This window comes from Microbulbifer sp. MKSA007 (assembly GCA_032615215.1).
Lineage (GTDB): Bacteria > Pseudomonadota > Gammaproteobacteria > Pseudomonadales > Cellvibrionaceae > Microbulbifer.
The window spans coordinates 1,701,198-1,716,868 of record CP128433.1 but is presented as its reverse complement, the minus strand read 5'-3'; the positions used below and the strand labels follow the sequence as shown (position 1 = coordinate 1,716,868).

Sequence of the window (15,671 nt, the reverse complement as noted above, 5' to 3'; positions counted from 1 at the left end):
TAAGTATTAAATATCAGTAGTTTTTTAGCAACAAGTGGGCAATTTGTGCACAGTTTATTGCTACATCTTTACGCAGGTTGTCAGACACCGCACAAAGATTTAACTGTCGCTTGTTGAGTAGACTTTGGCGCAAACGGCCGATGATTGTCACGTCACTGCCCACCGCACTTTCTGCCGAGGGCTGCTCCGCCATTTTGAGACCAGCGCCATTTGCCAGCAGCGCACGCACTTTTTCCAGATCGACATCTTCAGTTAAAGCGACGCCCAAATTAGCTAGCTGACCGTGGAAAACAGAGACCGTGTTGATGCTGGCATCGACTGCTACCGCGTCTCCAAATAAGCGGCGCAGGTCGTGAACCAAAGTCAGCTCACTGAGGGTGTGGCCACTGGCGAGCAGAGCCTCGCAGGCACTGAGCTGGTTAAACGCCAATCGGTGGCCAATCTCAGGATCAATTTCTGCGTCCTGCCCACTAAACATCCGCGCGGTTTGTGCCGCCATCGCATCAATTGCGGCCTTGCCCAGAGCAGACACCGGCTGATTGAGCTGTACCTCTACCGCTTGCAGTTTATCTTTCAGGGGCGCCAGGGCTTCCGCCACCATGGAGGCGCCGGCACTTGGCAGCGCAACAACGCGGCGCTCGGCAGAAGCGAGTTCACCGCTGTTAAACATTGGGTGTACCAGGGCAACACTTTCATCGCCACGGGTGTTGTTGGCCACGTCTACAATCCAGGCGCCATTTTGCTCTGCGGCAGCCATGGCAGCTTCAACGGCTTCGCCGGCGCTCAGCAGAATCACGACCTGCTTATCGTTAAATGTAAATTTCTCCAGGGACTCCACCGGAATATTGCGATTGGCAAATACCTGGGGGTCTACTTCCCGTTCGTCAGTCTCCAGCAAACTCAGCTGCTCGGCGGAAATTACTTCACGCTCTTCGAGTACTTCCAGCAGGGGACCAAAGGCGGCGTTATCAACACCGACAATGACCAGTTCGCGGGTGGCTTCGGACATGGCAAATCACTTCATTGAATTGGAAAGGGAAAAATGAGGGGCGATTATACCCGTGGGGAAAATTCGAAAAAGGCGCTATGACAAACAGTAGCCGTTTTTTACGCGAAGAAGTTCACAGCTTGGCAAAAAGTCCTCCACTAAAGTGGCCTATTTCCACTCTTAGTAGAGGACTTACTCAGGTTCGTACCAGTTACAGTTTGCCGAGTAAAATCAGCAGGATTCTGCGCAGGGGTTCTGCGGCGCCCCAAAGCAGCTGATCCCCTACAGTAAAGGCGTTTAAGTACTCTGGACCAACGCTCAATTTACGCAGTCGACCAACAGGAATATCCAACTTTCCGGTAACTGCTGTTGGCGTCAGGTTCTGCACCGTAGCCTCACGCTCATTGGGCACCACATTTACCCAGTCGTTGGCACCATTTAACAATTGTTCAATGTCGGCAAGTGGCAAATCTTTTTTCAATTTTATGGTGAAAGCCTGGCTGTGGCAGCGCATGGCACCGATACGTACACAAGTGCCGTCCACAGGAATCGGGGTTTCGGTCTGTAAAATCTTGTTTGCTTCAACTTGCGCCTTCCACTCTTCGCGGCTCTGGCCATTCTCCAACTGGGTATCGATCCAGGGCAACAAACTGCCTGCCAGTGGCGCGCCAAATTCTGCGGTGGGGAATTCTGCTGAACGCATATCTGCTGCTACTTTGCGATCAATCTCCAGAATGGCACTGGCGGGGTCGGCCAGCTCTGTTGCCACACCATCGCGCAGCGCACCCATCTGCGCAATCAACTCGCGCATATTGCGCGCACCGGCACCGCTGGCCGCCTGGTAAGTCATGGCGGTAACCCACTCGACCATGCCCGCCTTAAACAGTCCACCCAGAGCCATCAACATCAGGCTCACTGTGCAGTTGCCGCCGATAAAGTTTTTCTGTCCGGCATCAATCGCGCGATCAATCACATCGCGATTAACCGGGTCCAGCACGATCACAGCATCGTCCTGCATTCGCAGGCTGGAAGCCGCATCAATCCAGTAACCCTGCCAACCGGCCTCTCGCAAGCGGGTAAAAACTTCCTTGGTGTAATCGCCACCCTGACAGCTGACAATCGCATCCAGCTGTCTCAGTGCATCAATATCGTAAGCATCGCCCAGTGGCGGCAGGGGCCTGCCGATGTCCGGCGCCGTGCCTCCGGCGTTGGAAGTTGAGAAAAAAACCGGGTCGGCGATATGGGCAAAGTCATCCTCTGCTCGCATGCGCTCCAGTAATACCGAGCCGACCATGCCGCGCCAGCCGATAAAACCTATTTTTTGCATTGCGGTGTCCTGTATGTGAGGTGGTCAAAGTGCGCCGCCGGGAAAGCGGCGCGATAGTGGAATCGAAAATTGCGGTTTCGAAACTTGTGGAATCGAAACTTAAAGTGCGGCTACAACGGCAGCGCCCATCTCTGCGGTAGAGACTTTCTGGCAGCCGTCGGTATAAATATCGGCAGTGCGCAAACCCTGCTCCAACACCTTGCTCACTGCTGCTTCAATCGCATCTGCCGCCTCATTCATATCGAGGGAATAGCGCAACATCATGGCAGCAGACAAAATAGTCGCCAGCGGGTTGGCGATACCCTGGCCAGCAATATCCGGAGCGGAGCCATGGCAGGGCTCGTAAAGACCAAAACCGCTTTCGTTCAAGGAGGCGGAGGGCAACATCCCAATGGAACCGGTAAGCATGGCGGCAGCATCGGAGAGGATATCGCCGAACATATTGCCAGTTACCATCACATCAAACTGCTTGGGCGCCCGCACCAATTGCATCGCCGCGTTGTCCACGTACATATGGGACAGCTCTACATCGGGATATTCCGGAGCCAGGCGATCCAACACCTCGCGCCAGAGCACTGTCACTTCCAGTACATTGGCTTTGTCTACAGAACAGAGTTTGCCATTGCGCTTTTGTGCCGCCTCAAAGGCAGAGCGGGCAATGCGTTCGATTTCTGATTCGCTGTACACGTAGGTGTTAAAGCCTTGGCGCTCACCATTTTCCAGTGTCTTGATACCGCGCGGCTCACCAAAGTAAATGCCGCCGGTCAATTCACGCACAATCAGAATATCCAAGCCGGCGACCACTTCAGGCTTTAGCGAAGAGGCATCGGCCAGTTGCGGGTAGAGAATTGCCGGGCGCAGATTCGCGTAGAGGCCCAGGCCGCTGCGAATTTTTAACAGGCCTTTTTCCGGGCGAATTTCCCGCTCCAGGGTATCCCACTGGGGGCCACCTACCGCACCGAGCAGCACCGCATCGCAGTCACCCGCCGCCTTCAGAGTTTCGTCGGTCAGAGGCTCACCGTGGGCATCGATAGACGAGCCACCAATCAGGCCCTGCTCAAAACTGAGCCCCAGATTGAATTTTCCCGATGCAACTTCCAGCACCGCCATGGCTTGTTCAACAATTTCCGGACCAATGCCGTCACCCGGCAGAATCATTACTTTTTTCGTCACAGGAATTTCCTTTAATTACTGAACCGCATCAAAAAGCCAGGGGGCTTTCTCTCGGCGCGCCTGCTCATAAGCGCGAATATCGTCGGCGTGCTCCAGGGTCAGACCGATATGATCGAGACCATTTAGCAAACAGTGCTTGTAGAAAGCATCCACTTCAAATGGAATCAGCTCGCCACAGGGCTTGCGCACATGCTGCTGTTCCAGGTCGATGGTGAGCGCATAGCCCTCCTGCCCGTGTGTTTCCTCAAACAACTGATGCACGACATCTTCCGCCAGGACAATCGGCAAAAGACCATTTTTAAAACAGTTATTGAAAAAGATATCGGCAAAGCTGGGCGCGATAATTGCGCGGAAGCCGTGATCTTCCAATGCCCAGGGCGCATGCTCACGGCTGGAACCGCAGCCAAAATTCTCCCGTGCAATCAGCACTGAACCACCCTGGTAACGGGGGAAATTAAGGGGAAAGTCCGGATTGAGCGGACGGCCGGAACAGTCCTGCCCGGGAACCCCCTCATCCAGATAGCGCAACTCATCAAACAGGTTCGGGCCAAAGCCAGAGCGCTTAATGGATTTCAAAAACTGCTTGGGGATGATCAGGTCAGTATCCACATTGGCCCGATCCATCGGTACCACGAGACCTTCGTGCTGGGTAAACGCTTTCATCAGACCATCTCCTCTTCCAGCTGTACCGGTGCCATCTCTCGCACATCGACAAAGTGGCCGGCAATTGCAGCCGCTGCCGCCATACTGGGACTCACCAGATGCGTGCGGCCACCGTAACCCTGGCGCCCTTCAAAGTTGCGGTTGGAGGTGGAAGCACAGTGCTCTCCCGCCCCCAGCTTGTCCGCATTCATCGCCAGACACATGGAACAGGACGGTTCGCGCCACTCAAAACCGGCTTCAACAAAAATCTCGTGTAACCCCTCGCGCTCAGCCTGGGCTTTTACGGCCTGGGAGCCCGGAACAATCAGCACCTGCTTGACGCTATCCGCCTTGTAACGGCCCTTGGCAACTTCTGCTGCTGCGCGAAGATCTTCAATCCGGGAGTTGGTGCAGGAGCCGATAAATACGCGATCCAGTTTGATATCACTGATATTCTGCCCGGCGTTCAACCCCATATATTCCAGCGCTCGCTCCATGCCCGTACGCTTGGTGGCATCGCTCTCGTCACTGGGAGTAGGCACCTGGGCGCTGATCGGCGCCACCATCTCAGGGGAAGTACCCCAGCTGACCTGCGGCTCAATATCCTCACCGATCAATACCACGACTTCGTCGAATACCGCATCGTCATCGGAGTGCAAATGGCTCCAGGCCTCAACTGCGCGATCCCACATTTCGTCTTTCGGCGCGTAGGGCTTGCCTTTCACGTAATCGAGAGTGATCTGGTCTACCGCCACCATCCCCGCGCGAGCACCGCCTTCAATGGCCATATTGCACACGGTCATACGGCCTTCCATGGACATGTTGCGCATCACTTCGCCGCCAAATTCAATCGCAAAACCGGTACCGCCAGCAGTGCCAATTTTACCAATGATCGCCAGCACCACATCTTTTGCAGTGACACCTGGGCGCAGCTGGCCGTCGACGCGAACCAGCATATTCTTCATTTTCTTCTGGGTAAGGCACTGAGTAGCCATCACGTGCTCCACCTCAGAAGTGCCAATACCGTGGGCCAAGGCGCCGAGTGCCCCGTGGGTGGAGGTATGTGAGTCGCCACAAACCACCGTCATACCCGGCAGTGTCGCACCTGTCTCAGGCCCGATCACATGCACAATACCCTGCCCCGGCTCATTGATACCGAACTGGACTACATCAAAGTCACGGCAGTTCTCATCCAGGGTCTGCACCTGGATTCGGGAGATATCATCGCGAATACCACTGACGCCAGCGGCGCGCTCGGCCGCCTCGGAAGGCACATTGTGGTCGGGAGTGGCGACTAGCGAATCCTTGCGCCAAGGTTTGCGACCAGCCAGACGCAGGCCTTCAAACGCCTGGGGGGAGGTCACCTCGTGAATCAGGTGGCGGTCGATATAGATAAGTGAGGAGCCATCATCACAGTTCTTGATCAGGTGGTCCTGCCAGAGTTTGTCGTAGAGTGTTTGCCCTGCCACAGCCATTCCTCTCAGTAGTTAAGAGCCTGAGTCTACCCAGCCCCACCAAATAACACCAATTTATATTTATTATCTAAAGTATTCCTAAATGGAATTCGAAAGCCAAACTGGGGTAATATCCATCTTCTGGCGTCTCTGCCATTTATCCAGCGGCTCAATTTGAGCCTTTATCGACAAACCGCTTCAGGGGAAACAGCTTGGAATTACAGTGGCTGCGGGCATTTCTGGCAATTGCCGAACAGGGTTCGGTATCTGAAGGCGCCGAGCTGCTGCACCTGACCCAGCCCGCGATGAGTAAGCGCCTGGCGGCCCTGGAGCAGCAACTGGGCTCCCCTCTATTCGATCGTATTGGGCGGCGATTGCAGCTCACCGATGCCGGTCGCGCCCTACTGCCCCGTGCCCGCCATATACTTAATGAAATCAGCGACACCGAGCGGGAGTTGCGCGCTTTGAGCAACTCGGTCAGCGGCAGCTTGCGTATCGCCACCAGCCATCACGTGGGTCTACATCATCTACCTCCAGTGCTGAAAGAGTTCAGTTTCCGCTACCCACAGGTTGCCTTGGACATCGATTTTGTCGACTCGGAACAAGCTTACGAAGCCCTGATGGCCGCCAAATATGAATTGGCCGTGGTCACCCTGGCACTTAAGGAGTATCCGCACCTGAATGCCGAAGTGATCTGGCCCGACCCCTGTGTTGTGGTGGCGGCCCCGGATCATCCCCTGGCAAAATTGCCGGAACTGGAACTCACCGACCTCGCCAACTATCCCGCCATACTGCCGGATATGAATACCTATACCGGGCGCCTGATCAAAAGAGAGTTTGATGCCCAGGGGTTAAAACTCACCGCGAAGCTGGCAACCAACTATCTGGAAACCATTAAGATGATGGCCTGTGTCGGTCTCGGCTGGAGTGTTCTGCCCCACACACTGGTGGACAGCAGCCTGGCAGTGCTGCCAGTCAAAAAGCTGCAAGTACTGCGAAACCTTGGCGTAATCAGTCACCGGGGCCGAACACTGAGCAATCCCGCCAGCGCGCTACAACAGATGTTGTTCGAAGCAGCTATTTAGTGAGGCAGGAAAAAAGCGACCAATTTACTAACAGGCAATACCCAAACGCACCATTTTTACCAGTGCAAAACGTTAAAGATTTGTAAAAATGTGCAACTTAGCCACGGCACGGGAAAAATTTATCTGTAAACTCCGCGACAAATTCATCACGGAGTGAAGTCAATGAAGAAATCCGCACTTGCCTTGAGTACCCTCCTCGCCTGCGGCACCGCAAGCGCAGATACTATTCTCGGCCTTGATGCTACCGCCGGCGCATGGCTGCCAGGCTATAGCGGTAATATCGGTACCGACGAATATAAGCTGGATAACCTGTCCCTCTCGGAAGATAACATTACCTTCCTGCAGGTTGCCCTGGAACACCCCATTCCCCTGGTGCCCAATGTGCTTTTGGCCCACAGCAATATCGATACCGACGGTGACGATACCCTGGCCACCTCCGTTACTTTTGATGATGAAACCTTCACTGCCAATTCAGAAATCCGCACAGATCTGAACCTCACCCATACCGACGCTACCCTTTACTACGAAATTTTGGACAACTGGGTAAACCTGGATGTCGGTTTGACCGCGCGTATGTATGACGGTGAATTTACCGCAGTGAGCGATACCCAGGCAGAGACTGTCGACCTCACTGGCTACCTGCCAATGGCCTACGGCATGGCGCGCTTTGATCTTCCATTTACCGGCTGGTCTGTAATTGCCCAAGGCAATGCAACAGCCTACCGTGGCGATACCCATACCGACCTGACAGCTAAAGTGCGCTGGGATTTTGTACCGGCTGTCGACTTTGCTATCGAAGCTGGTTACCGCGTAATGACTCTCGACCTGGAAGAGCTCGACGACTTGCAGAGCGATATTGAAATCAAAGGACCATACATCGGTTTCAACCTGCACCTGTAAGCAATCCACCTAGGATTGCTGTTCGCGCTCCCCAAAAACTTTTGCAGCAGTAACGCCTGCGAGGTATAGCTACCTCGCACAATCTGCACTAAGGTGGCCCAGAAGGGGAGCGCAACTCACAGGCAGGGCCATGAATCCATTACTCGAAAAACTCGGAATTTCCCATCCCATCTTTGCAGCACCCATGGCCGGGGTATCCACACCCGCTCTCGCCGCCGCTGTATCCAATGCAGGAGGACTCGGCTCACTTGGACTCGGCGCCTGCTCAGTGGAAAAAGCCGTAGATGAAATTCGTTGTACTCACGACCAGACCGAGCACCCCTTTAATGTAAACCTCTTTTGCCACCAGCCCCCGACAAAAGATCCCCAACGGGAGCAAGCCTGGCTTTCCCATCTCGCCCCACATTTTGCCGCCCTCGATGCACCGGTTCCCAAGCTGATCAATGAACCCTACTCAACATTTATCGGCAATAAGGCCATGCTGGAAGTTTTGCTCGAGCAAAAGCCACCGGTTGTCAGCTTCCACTTTGGCCTACCGTCAGAAGAGTTTATCGCCGCACTAAAAGGTGCAGGGATTATCTTGATGGCCACGGCAACCTCTCCTCAAGAAGCCAAACTGGCTGAGGATGCTGATATCGATGTTTTAATTGCCCAAGGTATTGAGGCTGGTGGGCATAGGGGGGTCTTCCACCCAGAGGGCGACCAGGAAATTGGAACTCTGGCGCTGGTGCGATTGCTGTGTTGCCACAGTAGCCTACCAATCGTTGCTGCGGGTGGCATTATGGATGGCGCTGGCATTCGCGCTGCACTATCTCTCGGGGCTAGTGCCGTGCAAATGGGAACCGCATTTGTCCTCTGTCCGGAATCTGCGGCCTCCGACAGCTACCGCAGCGCCTTGCAAAGTGAGCGCGCACAGCACACAGAGATCACCGCCAATATTTCCGGGCGCCCCGCTCGCGGTATCAGCAACCAATTCTATAAAGCACTAAGTAAGGGCGCTCCCCCTCTGCCGGATTACCCGATCGCTTACTCCGCGGGCAAAGCCCTGGCTCAAGCAGCTGCAAAAGCGGGCAATGACGAATATGCCGTTCAATGGGCCGGGCAAGGAGCCCCTCTCGCACGAGCCCTGCCCGCAGCCGGATTGGTGACAGCTTTAGTAGCAGAGCTGGAAGCGAGTCAATGAAGGGAGCTATTGGCAACTACCATTTATAGAGTTGCACAATTAAAGAGACACAATCTCCGAACACCACCCTTCATCATCACGCTCAACGCAAACTAGTTGGCTGGCTGTATCACTCGCACTGACAATCTCACCTTCGGGGCCCCAAGCTGCACTACAGCCGGCTGTGGAATAACCACCCGTCGGCTGATTAAAGTTCGCAATAGCCACCAATAAATTGTGCTCTAAAGCATAATTTGCCAACTGTTGACTATCCTCCGGGTATCCCATCGGAGTAATCAATACCCCTGCCACATAAACTGAAGCCCCCTGCTTTTCATAGGTGGCAACATGACCTGGGTTACACACATCTGCACAAATAGCCAGAGCTACGGTCTCACCTTCGATGTTCAGTGATAGATATTCAGATCCGGGAACGAACCATTTTTCTTCTCCTGGGTGCAAATGTATTTTCAAATAAACAGAAATCTCACCCTGAGGAGAAAATACGAGCGAACCGATCGCAATACCATTCTTCTGACGAATAGGCGCACCCACAACTAGCCAAACACCACTGTCAGCTGCCAAGTCAGCTAGAGGGCTTAACTGTGGATCGTCGATCTTAAGCGCTAATTGTTCAGCCAGATCCGGCTCATAACCAGTTAAAGAAAGTTCAGGAAACACCACAATAGAGGCCTTTTTCCTTACTGCGACTTTTACAGCATGGATATGTGACTCAATATTGCGTTCTATATTTCCTTTCACTGACGGCAACTGTGCCAATGCCAGTTTAAACCTGCCCATCATCCCCCCCTTCAGATCACCACTTAAATACAACATGAATCGACTAAATTACTGTATATGTTACACCACAAGTAGTAAGCACCGATTCTTGATTATATTAATTTTTAAGTTACGCCCGCCTCTAGAATCCTTATCATTAAATAAATATCCTACATTTTCTTCAGGTATCTATTTAAAAATAAAATAGTAAACTGAAAAAATAAAAACCAGCCAAGATAAAGATTTAGACTCTAATCTTAGAGAGTTTGCATTAAGAGCAGCGGACACAAGAATCAATCCACAGCAGCTAGCAGTGACAATTGGGAAACAGCAGGTTACTGAGTCAGCGCTCTTTTCCAGCAAGTGTTGCATCAACCATCTCCCCGCATGATCCAAGATAGTTATGAGGGTCAAGAAGTTGATCTAACTCCGCATCAGAGAGAGCCCCCGACACCTGTTTATCTTCCTTTAACAAGTCAGAAAAATGACGCCCCGTCTCCATTGCCTGGCAGCAAATCTGGTAAACCAAATCGTGGGCATTCTCACGCCCCAGTTTCGGTCCCAGTCCCATCATTACAGCCTCAGAGAGCACTAAACCTCCAGTCATTTCCAAATTTCGCATCATTTTTTCTGGAAATACCTGAAGTCCTTCTAGCGCAAAACGTGCCTGGGATAATACCGATGCGGTAAGACAGAATATTTCCGGCAGAACAATCCACTCTATTTCCCACGGGCCCGTAGCCCGCTCATGGTCTTCAACCATCGCTTCCAGCAAAGAGGCAACCTGCTGTCTAACCACTGGGACAGTACCGCTGATAAGAACTGCTGATAGAGGGTTGTGTTTTTGGGGCATTGTACTAGACGCTCCCCGGCCAGATATAAGAGGCTCCGCCACCTCCCCGACTTCTGTCTGTGCCATTAGTTTTATATCGAGGGCTATTTTTCCCAAGGTGCCAGTAATCAGCCCCAATAGACAAGCCACTTCGGTAACGCGATCTCTCATCGTATGCCAGGCAATACAAGGGACTCCGAGATCGAGTTCCTGCATAATTCCTCTTTGAACTTCTAGCCCCTGATGCCCCAGGGAAGAAAGATTACCCGCCGCACCACCAAATTCCCCTACAAACGCCCGAGACTTTATCTCTTTTAAGCGCGCTTGATGGCGATGAATACCAGCCAACCAAACAGCCGCCTTGTAGCCGAACGTTATAGGTACCGCCTGTTGAAGATTACTGCGCCCAACCATAGGCGTATCCCTGAAACGCTTGGCCAGGCTCGCTAAAGCATCTGCTATCCCATTGACCTCCGTCTCAACAATTTCAAGCGCCGCCCTAATCTGTAAGACGGTTGCCGTATCCGTAATATCTTGAGTAGTAGCCCCCCAATGACACCACTGACCTAAATCTCTACTACACAGTGACACTAGCTGCTCTACAACACCCAGCACCGGATAACCAATCAGCTCCGTTTGCTCCTTGAGCTTTACAAAATCTATCTGCTTGGCGTCACAGTGTTGAGTAATGTCCTCTGCAGCCTCTGCAGGGATTATTTTTAACCGGGCCTGCACTTTGGCCAGCGCCGCTTCAACATCGAGATAGCGCTGAACACGCTGTTCATCCGAGAAAACCTCACGCATGGCTGAAGTACTAAAAATATCGCAAAAAACGACAGAATCAATCGCGGTTGCTCTCATATCAAATCACGCTTAACAAGATGCCTAGACGCCAACAGGATCAAAACCACAACAACATCAGATTAGCTAAGGAAGAGATATTCTAAAAAATTAACCTAAGAATCGAGGCGCCAAGAATATGGGGAACTAGAGGCGCCGCTAATCAAGCACAGCAATCCAACCTAAGAGAATTGAATACAACAAGCTAAAACATACTCCTGATTACATTACCCCCTATCTAAACAGCACCCTAAAGCGAATTTAATCCATTAAATTCAACCCCAAAAAATAAGTTTTATTTGACATATGTCAACTCTAAAAACAAAAGTACTGCTAACCTGAGCCGGCATGAAAAATATAAATAAAATGTGAATTATGAGTATTCCATCTCAAAGAAAAGACCTTGACGCTCCTCCTCCAGCTTTGCATACTCAACTAAGCAACAAAACCAAACAATAAAAAACTGCCAGCATGCCCACCCAAAATAAGCTGCAGAATACAAAAAACTACCAAATGGACTTCCTGGTAACGACTAATTTTATATATTTAAAATGCTAGCCTTATCAAAACAGCAATTAAACTTAAATAATTAAAGCCGCAAATACCTAAAATTTCACCAGCCATGTAGTAAACACCAATACACACACCACTGCATAGCATACTTTATCCCTAAAATTGAAGGAGCAGTTCGGGATGAACTTACCACTATCAACTGAAACCATCTATAACAAACAAGCTCACAGCTGGAACCGCTCTGAGAAAATCCTACTCAGTGATTACACCGCTCGCCCCAAAGTTTTGGAAGCAATCGGAGATATCTCCGGGAAAAACATATTGGATATGGGCTGCGGTGAAGGCTATGTATCCAGGATGCTACTTGATAAGGGAGCAGGTTCAATCTTTGGAGTTGACTCTTCTTCAGAGATGATTTCCCAGGCAAAGAAAACGGCTTCTGCTGGAAACTTGACGAAAGCAGAATATGCAGTTGGAAATGCGGTTACATTTACAGAATTCCCTAGAGATAAATTTGACCATGCTATCGCTGTATTTCTTTTCAACTATCTAACCATAGAAGAAATGACAAAAGTGATAAGCAAGGTCAAGAATCTACTAAATAAAGGGGGTACCTTTATTTTTACAGTGCCCCACCCTTGCCTGCCATTCATGAGGGAAGAAGTTCCTCCGTTCTACTTTCAACACGGCAACATGACTTATTTAGATGGTATAGATCAAACATTTGAAGGAAAAATATGGCGCAGAGATGGAAAACCAGTTTCAGTGCGATGCGTGCATAAAAATTTTTTACACTATTTTGAAGCTCTGGCACAGGCTGGTTTTAGATCCCTACCAACTGTTCAAGAACTTTCAGTGACTCAAGAGCACCTTGACCTAGATCCAGATTTTTTCTCACCACTAGCCGGCTATCCACTACACGTATTATTAAAGGTGCAAGTAAATGACTAACTTAGCCCCAAGTGAAGTAGTTCAAGCTCAAGCCTGGACTGCTAATGATATGACCGCAACTTCCAACTGGAAATTTCTGTGGCCTTCAAACTGGAAATCTGAGGTCGAGGCTTTGGAGAGCTGGGCCAAACAACAAAACAACCCGATTGAAAATCTGACCCAAGAATCAGTTGCCACACCTGAATTCGACCAACTTGCCAACCAGATACAGCATGAAATAGAGCATGGTAGTGGTGTGACATGGATACACGGCGAGGAATCATTAAGCAAGTCAACGCTTAACCTACTATTTCTAAAGCTTAGCCTGGCAATGGGCAATACTATAGATACTTATGGCCGGCTTTATGGGATTCTCGACACAGGAAAAGACTACACTAGCGAAGCTATTCCTGTGTCTCAGACAAATGCACCCACTGGCGTCCATACTGATAGCTCACAACGTACCGTACAACCAAAGATACTTGGATTATGCTGCCTTACTCCGGCAGTTGAGGGTGGAAAATCGAAAATCGTCTCTGCGGCTCAAGTTCATGAAAACTTGCGAAAAACTGCTCCACAAAAACTAGAGATCCTGTACAACAACTATATTAGAGATTTAGTTACTCCAGGCAGTGACAAAAACATAAAAAGCATACTTGAAAACTGTTTTCCTATTTTCGAATATTCAAACGAAAAGCTCAGTATTCGTTATATGCGGTACTGGATTGAGAAAGGCCATCAGCGCGTGAACCAGCCTTTATCAAAAGAAGTACTTAAGGCTCTGGATATACTAGATAAGGAATTAAACAGTGCGGAGAATACATTAAGCTTCTACATGAACTCTGGAGATATGGTCTTCGTTGACAACACCAAAGTCCTACATGATCGGGATGGATTTATTGATACCCCGGATCAGAAGCGGGTTTATACCAGGGTATGGATTGATTAGGCTCCATCTAATCAACCCATAAACCATATACTCTTTAGCAGAACACCATCACTTTGTGAGCTAATAATTTGTGAAATGCTGATTGGCAGCCTAAGAAAAACTGGAGAAGTACTTTAAACACTTCTCCAGCTTTAACGGCTGAAAGATTTCCCCGCAAAAATTTCAATTAACTTCCAATTAAACCTAACGATACCGGATACCTACTAAAGGCAGGCTAGTCTTTTTATTAACACCTCAAACACCGGACTTATGAAGCTGGAGGCTTTTGGTGGGCAAAACGAGGCCAGCTTTTCAAAGCTTCATGCTTTAACTTACATGGTTTCACTTGCCTGTTTTGACCCATGCATGCAGCAAAAAGATAGGTTGCATGACATGGGATTATAAGGCATCACAGACGCTGTATTTGAACGTGCTGAATTTTACCACCATATACAACCACATCTTCCAAACCGGAATACTCTACTTTCTCTCCAGCATGTGTTTCACCTGTAAAGTTAAAGTTGAAATGAACTATCCCGGGTTTGGTTTCTGTAACACTGCATACTTCCCACTCAAGCTTTGAAAACATACCATGATGAAGTCTCTGCATAGACATGATGTCACTCACACCTAAGAATAGATCTCCTTTTCCTGACCTGAATGTGGAGCTTTCACAAAATAGTTTTGTGATTTCATCAAAGTTACTTTCGTTTGAGAGTTTGAAATAATACTCTGCTACCCCCAAAGAACTCATCATCTTTTATTCCTCTCGATTACACATATCTGAGTTGTAGCATAGACCTACTCATAAGCGCAACGCTTTACTCAGGCCATCACCGGGATAACGCTGCTTTGGTCTACAGCACAAAGCGAGCAGAACATAGGATTCAGCAATTTGTTATGCTTTACTCCAAATAATTGAAAAAACAACCCACATGAATATAGGAGTATTGATTCCTAGTAATAAAACACCAAAATGTTGAAAACGTTTAAGCTTGGGCTTCCATCTGCTTTTGTAAATTTTACCAAACCGAAACGGTTCGTCTATTTCCTTACTTGAAATAAACATCGAAGTTATCATTATCAAAGCAGCGACAACCAATATGATTGATTTTATCAAACCACTCAGTTGAGTAAAAATCACAACCCACCAAGAAACCGGAACTACACACCCAACAAAAAAACCTACCGCAAATAATGCTCTATATTTCATCCGACCTTTTTAAAAATATAACAATTCAAACACATGTGTGCTTTAGCGCGTCTGTTTGATTTGATTTGATTTGATTTACTAAAGCTTGGGCAGACCTTACACACAACACTTCAATCAGCCGACTGAATTAGTGGTCGACAGCCTTAAATTGTTATGACCTTTCGCACACAGAAAATATGCCCACGCAATTAGTATGATTTGCAGTGGCGCACGTAATAACAAATAAACAGGCCCCCATTGATGCCCACCAAGACCAATACCGTTTAATGCCGCATAAATATTTGCAGGAAAGAAAATAACGAAAACTACAATAGCAAGCCATGCAGCATGGAGCTGATATCTTGGCACAAAAAGAGCAATACCTATCAATAGCTCAATCAATCCGGTGAGATAGATTATCGCTAGGCGAAAAGGAACCCAAGACGGTAACATTTCCACCATGCCCTCCGTTTTAACAAAGTGCCCAACGCAGAAGAATATGAAGGTTATTCCCAATCCCCAATAGGCGTACTTTTTAACATTCAGAGGCTTGCCGCTAAACTTTGAATAAATAAAAGAGATACCTAAGGGACTAGACAACAGTAAAAGAATAATTATTGGAGTTACCATAGTTTCCTCATAACGCTAAGTTCACCCACAGAGACACATTCGCGCTGGAGCCGGTGACAGCGCCTTGTGTGGTTGTTCTTACCCGATTCTGATATTGAAAGTACTTTTCGCTAACGGGTAAATTGGGAGCCATCTTCGGTGGCCACCGAAGACCTTGTTAGTCACAGTTGATTGCTGAACCAATTAGTTTATATAGACCATTAAAGAGTACGGACGTGACAGATATCCACTAGGCACAACTCAGATAGTTATGTGGATCTCAAGCCCGAATAGCAAGGTAGAGATAGCTTATCGC

At 49.3% G+C, this 15,671-nt stretch carries 15 protein-coding genes; 5 read left to right on the top strand and 10 right to left on the bottom strand.

From position 1 onward, the window contains the following. Window positions 1-13: 13 nt before the first annotated feature. The 5 genes from QT397_10350 to leuC form a co-directional block, all read right to left on the bottom strand. On the bottom strand, window positions 14-1,009 hold the full coding sequence (locus tag QT397_10350) for an Asd/ArgC dimerization domain-containing protein (protein ID WNZ57718.1): 996 nt from the start codon (window positions 1,007-1,009) through the stop codon (window positions 14-16). Between the two features lie 190 nt (window positions 1,010-1,199). After that, window positions 1,200-2,315 carry an aspartate-semialdehyde dehydrogenase gene (gene asd, locus QT397_10345; protein WNZ57717.1) on the bottom strand — a complete coding sequence of 372 codons (1,116 nt, stop codon included), beginning with the start codon at window positions 2,313-2,315 and terminating at the stop codon, window positions 1,200-1,202. A gap of 99 nt (window positions 2,316-2,414) precedes the next feature. Next, complete coding sequence (leuB, locus tag QT397_10340) at window positions 2,415-3,488, bottom strand: 3-isopropylmalate dehydrogenase (protein WNZ57716.1); 1,074 nt, start codon at window positions 3,486-3,488, stop codon at window positions 2,415-2,417. 15 nt (window positions 3,489-3,503) lie between these two features. Then, window positions 3,504-4,151, bottom strand: a complete 648-nt coding sequence (gene leuD, locus QT397_10335; GenBank protein ID WNZ57715.1) for a 3-isopropylmalate dehydratase small subunit — start codon at window positions 4,149-4,151, stop codon at window positions 3,504-3,506. Further along, entirely contained in the window at window positions 4,151-5,599 is a 1,449-nt protein-coding gene (leuC, locus tag QT397_10330) for a 3-isopropylmalate dehydratase large subunit (protein ID WNZ57714.1), read from the bottom strand. The genes leuD and leuC overlap by 1 nt, the downstream gene beginning before the upstream one ends. A 197-nt stretch (window positions 5,600-5,796) precedes the next feature. Here leuC and QT397_10325 point away from each other — a divergent pair, with 197 nt between their 5' ends. The 3 genes from QT397_10325 (at window position 5,797) to QT397_10315 (ending at window position 8,752) form a co-directional block, all read left to right on the top strand. Further along, complete coding sequence (locus tag QT397_10325; protein ID WNZ57713.1) at window positions 5,797-6,669, top strand: LysR family transcriptional regulator; 873 nt, start codon at window positions 5,797-5,799, stop codon at window positions 6,667-6,669. Between the two features lie 162 nt (window positions 6,670-6,831). After that, window positions 6,832-7,569, top strand: coding sequence for a TIGR04219 family outer membrane beta-barrel protein (locus QT397_10320; protein WNZ57712.1), 738 nt, complete (start codon window positions 6,832-6,834; stop codon window positions 7,567-7,569). A gap of 130 nt (window positions 7,570-7,699) precedes the next feature. After that, window positions 7,700-8,752, top strand: coding sequence for a nitronate monooxygenase (locus QT397_10315; GenBank protein ID WNZ57711.1), 1,053 nt, complete (start codon window positions 7,700-7,702; stop codon window positions 8,750-8,752). 39 nt (window positions 8,753-8,791) lie between these two features. Here QT397_10315 and QT397_10310 read toward each other — a convergent pair whose 3' ends face one another. Beyond that, window positions 8,792-9,535 carry a carbon-nitrogen hydrolase family protein gene (locus QT397_10310; GenBank protein ID WNZ57710.1) on the bottom strand — a complete coding sequence of 248 codons (744 nt, stop codon included), beginning with the start codon at window positions 9,533-9,535 and terminating at the stop codon, window positions 8,792-8,794. Window positions 9,536-9,854: 319 nt separating this feature from the next. Continuing rightward, window positions 9,855-11,204, bottom strand: coding sequence for a 3-carboxy-cis,cis-muconate cycloisomerase (pcaB, locus tag QT397_10305; protein ID WNZ57709.1), 1,350 nt, complete (start codon window positions 11,202-11,204; stop codon window positions 9,855-9,857). Between the two features lie 672 nt (window positions 11,205-11,876). Between pcaB and QT397_10300 the strand changes: the two genes are divergently transcribed. Together QT397_10300 and QT397_10295 are read left to right on the top strand one after the other, a co-directional pair. Continuing rightward, on the top strand, window positions 11,877-12,647 hold the full coding sequence (locus tag QT397_10300; GenBank protein ID WNZ57708.1) for a class I SAM-dependent methyltransferase: 771 nt from the start codon (window positions 11,877-11,879) through the stop codon (window positions 12,645-12,647). Continuing rightward, window positions 12,640-13,575 carry a TauD/TfdA family dioxygenase gene (locus QT397_10295; protein ID WNZ57707.1) on the top strand — a complete coding sequence of 312 codons (936 nt, stop codon included), beginning with the start codon at window positions 12,640-12,642 and terminating at the stop codon, window positions 13,573-13,575. The genes QT397_10300 and QT397_10295 overlap by 8 nt, the downstream gene beginning before the upstream one ends. 388 nt (window positions 13,576-13,963) lie before the next feature. Here QT397_10295 and QT397_10290 read toward each other — a convergent pair whose 3' ends face one another. From QT397_10290 to QT397_10280, 3 genes are all read right to left on the bottom strand, one after another. After that, window positions 13,964-14,311 (bottom strand): hypothetical protein, encoded by a 348-nt coding sequence (locus QT397_10290; GenBank protein ID WNZ57706.1) that lies wholly within the window; start codon window positions 14,309-14,311, stop codon window positions 13,964-13,966. A gap of 141 nt (window positions 14,312-14,452) precedes the next feature. Beyond that, on the bottom strand, window positions 14,453-14,767 hold the full coding sequence (locus QT397_10285) for a hypothetical protein (protein WNZ57705.1): 315 nt from the start codon (window positions 14,765-14,767) through the stop codon (window positions 14,453-14,455). A 114-nt stretch (window positions 14,768-14,881) separates the two neighbouring features. Further along, window positions 14,882-15,376: a hypothetical protein gene (locus QT397_10280; protein ID WNZ57704.1), complete on the bottom strand. Its 495-nt coding sequence runs from the start codon at window positions 15,374-15,376 to the stop codon at window positions 14,882-14,884. Window positions 15,377-15,671: the final 295 nt, after the last annotated feature.

Bases quoted from the DNA above. Each gene is read 5' to 3' on its own strand.
- leuD (WNZ57715.1), bottom strand. From the start codon at position 4,151: ATGAAAGCGTTTACCCAGCACGAAGGTCTCGTGGTACCGATGGATCGG.
- QT397_10350 (WNZ57718.1), bottom strand. From the start codon at position 1,009: ATGTCCGAAGCCACCCGCGAACTGGTCATTGTCGGTGTTGATAACGCC.
- QT397_10300 (WNZ57708.1), top strand. From the start codon at position 11,877: ATGAACTTACCACTATCAACTGAAACCATCTATAACAAACAAGCTCAC.
- QT397_10280 (WNZ57704.1), bottom strand. From the start codon at position 15,376: ATGGTAACTCCAATAATTATTCTTTTACTGTTGTCTAGTCCCTTAGGT.
- asd (WNZ57717.1), bottom strand. From the start codon at position 2,315: ATGCAAAAAATAGGTTTTATCGGCTGGCGCGGCATGGTCGGCTCGGTA.
- QT397_10290 (WNZ57706.1), bottom strand. From the start codon at position 14,311: ATGATGAGTTCTTTGGGGGTAGCAGAGTATTATTTCAAACTCTCAAAC.
- pcaB (WNZ57709.1), bottom strand. From the start codon at position 11,204: ATGAGAGCAACCGCGATTGATTCTGTCGTTTTTTGCGATATTTTTAGT.
- QT397_10315 (WNZ57711.1), top strand. From the start codon at position 7,700: ATGAATCCATTACTCGAAAAACTCGGAATTTCCCATCCCATCTTTGCA.
- QT397_10310 (WNZ57710.1), bottom strand. From the start codon at position 9,535: ATGATGGGCAGGTTTAAACTGGCATTGGCACAGTTGCCGTCAGTGAAA.
- QT397_10295 (WNZ57707.1), top strand. From the start codon at position 12,640: ATGACTAACTTAGCCCCAAGTGAAGTAGTTCAAGCTCAAGCCTGGACT.
- QT397_10320 (WNZ57712.1), top strand. From the start codon at position 6,832: ATGAAGAAATCCGCACTTGCCTTGAGTACCCTCCTCGCCTGCGGCACC.
- QT397_10285 (WNZ57705.1), bottom strand. From the start codon at position 14,767: ATGAAATATAGAGCATTATTTGCGGTAGGTTTTTTTGTTGGGTGTGTA.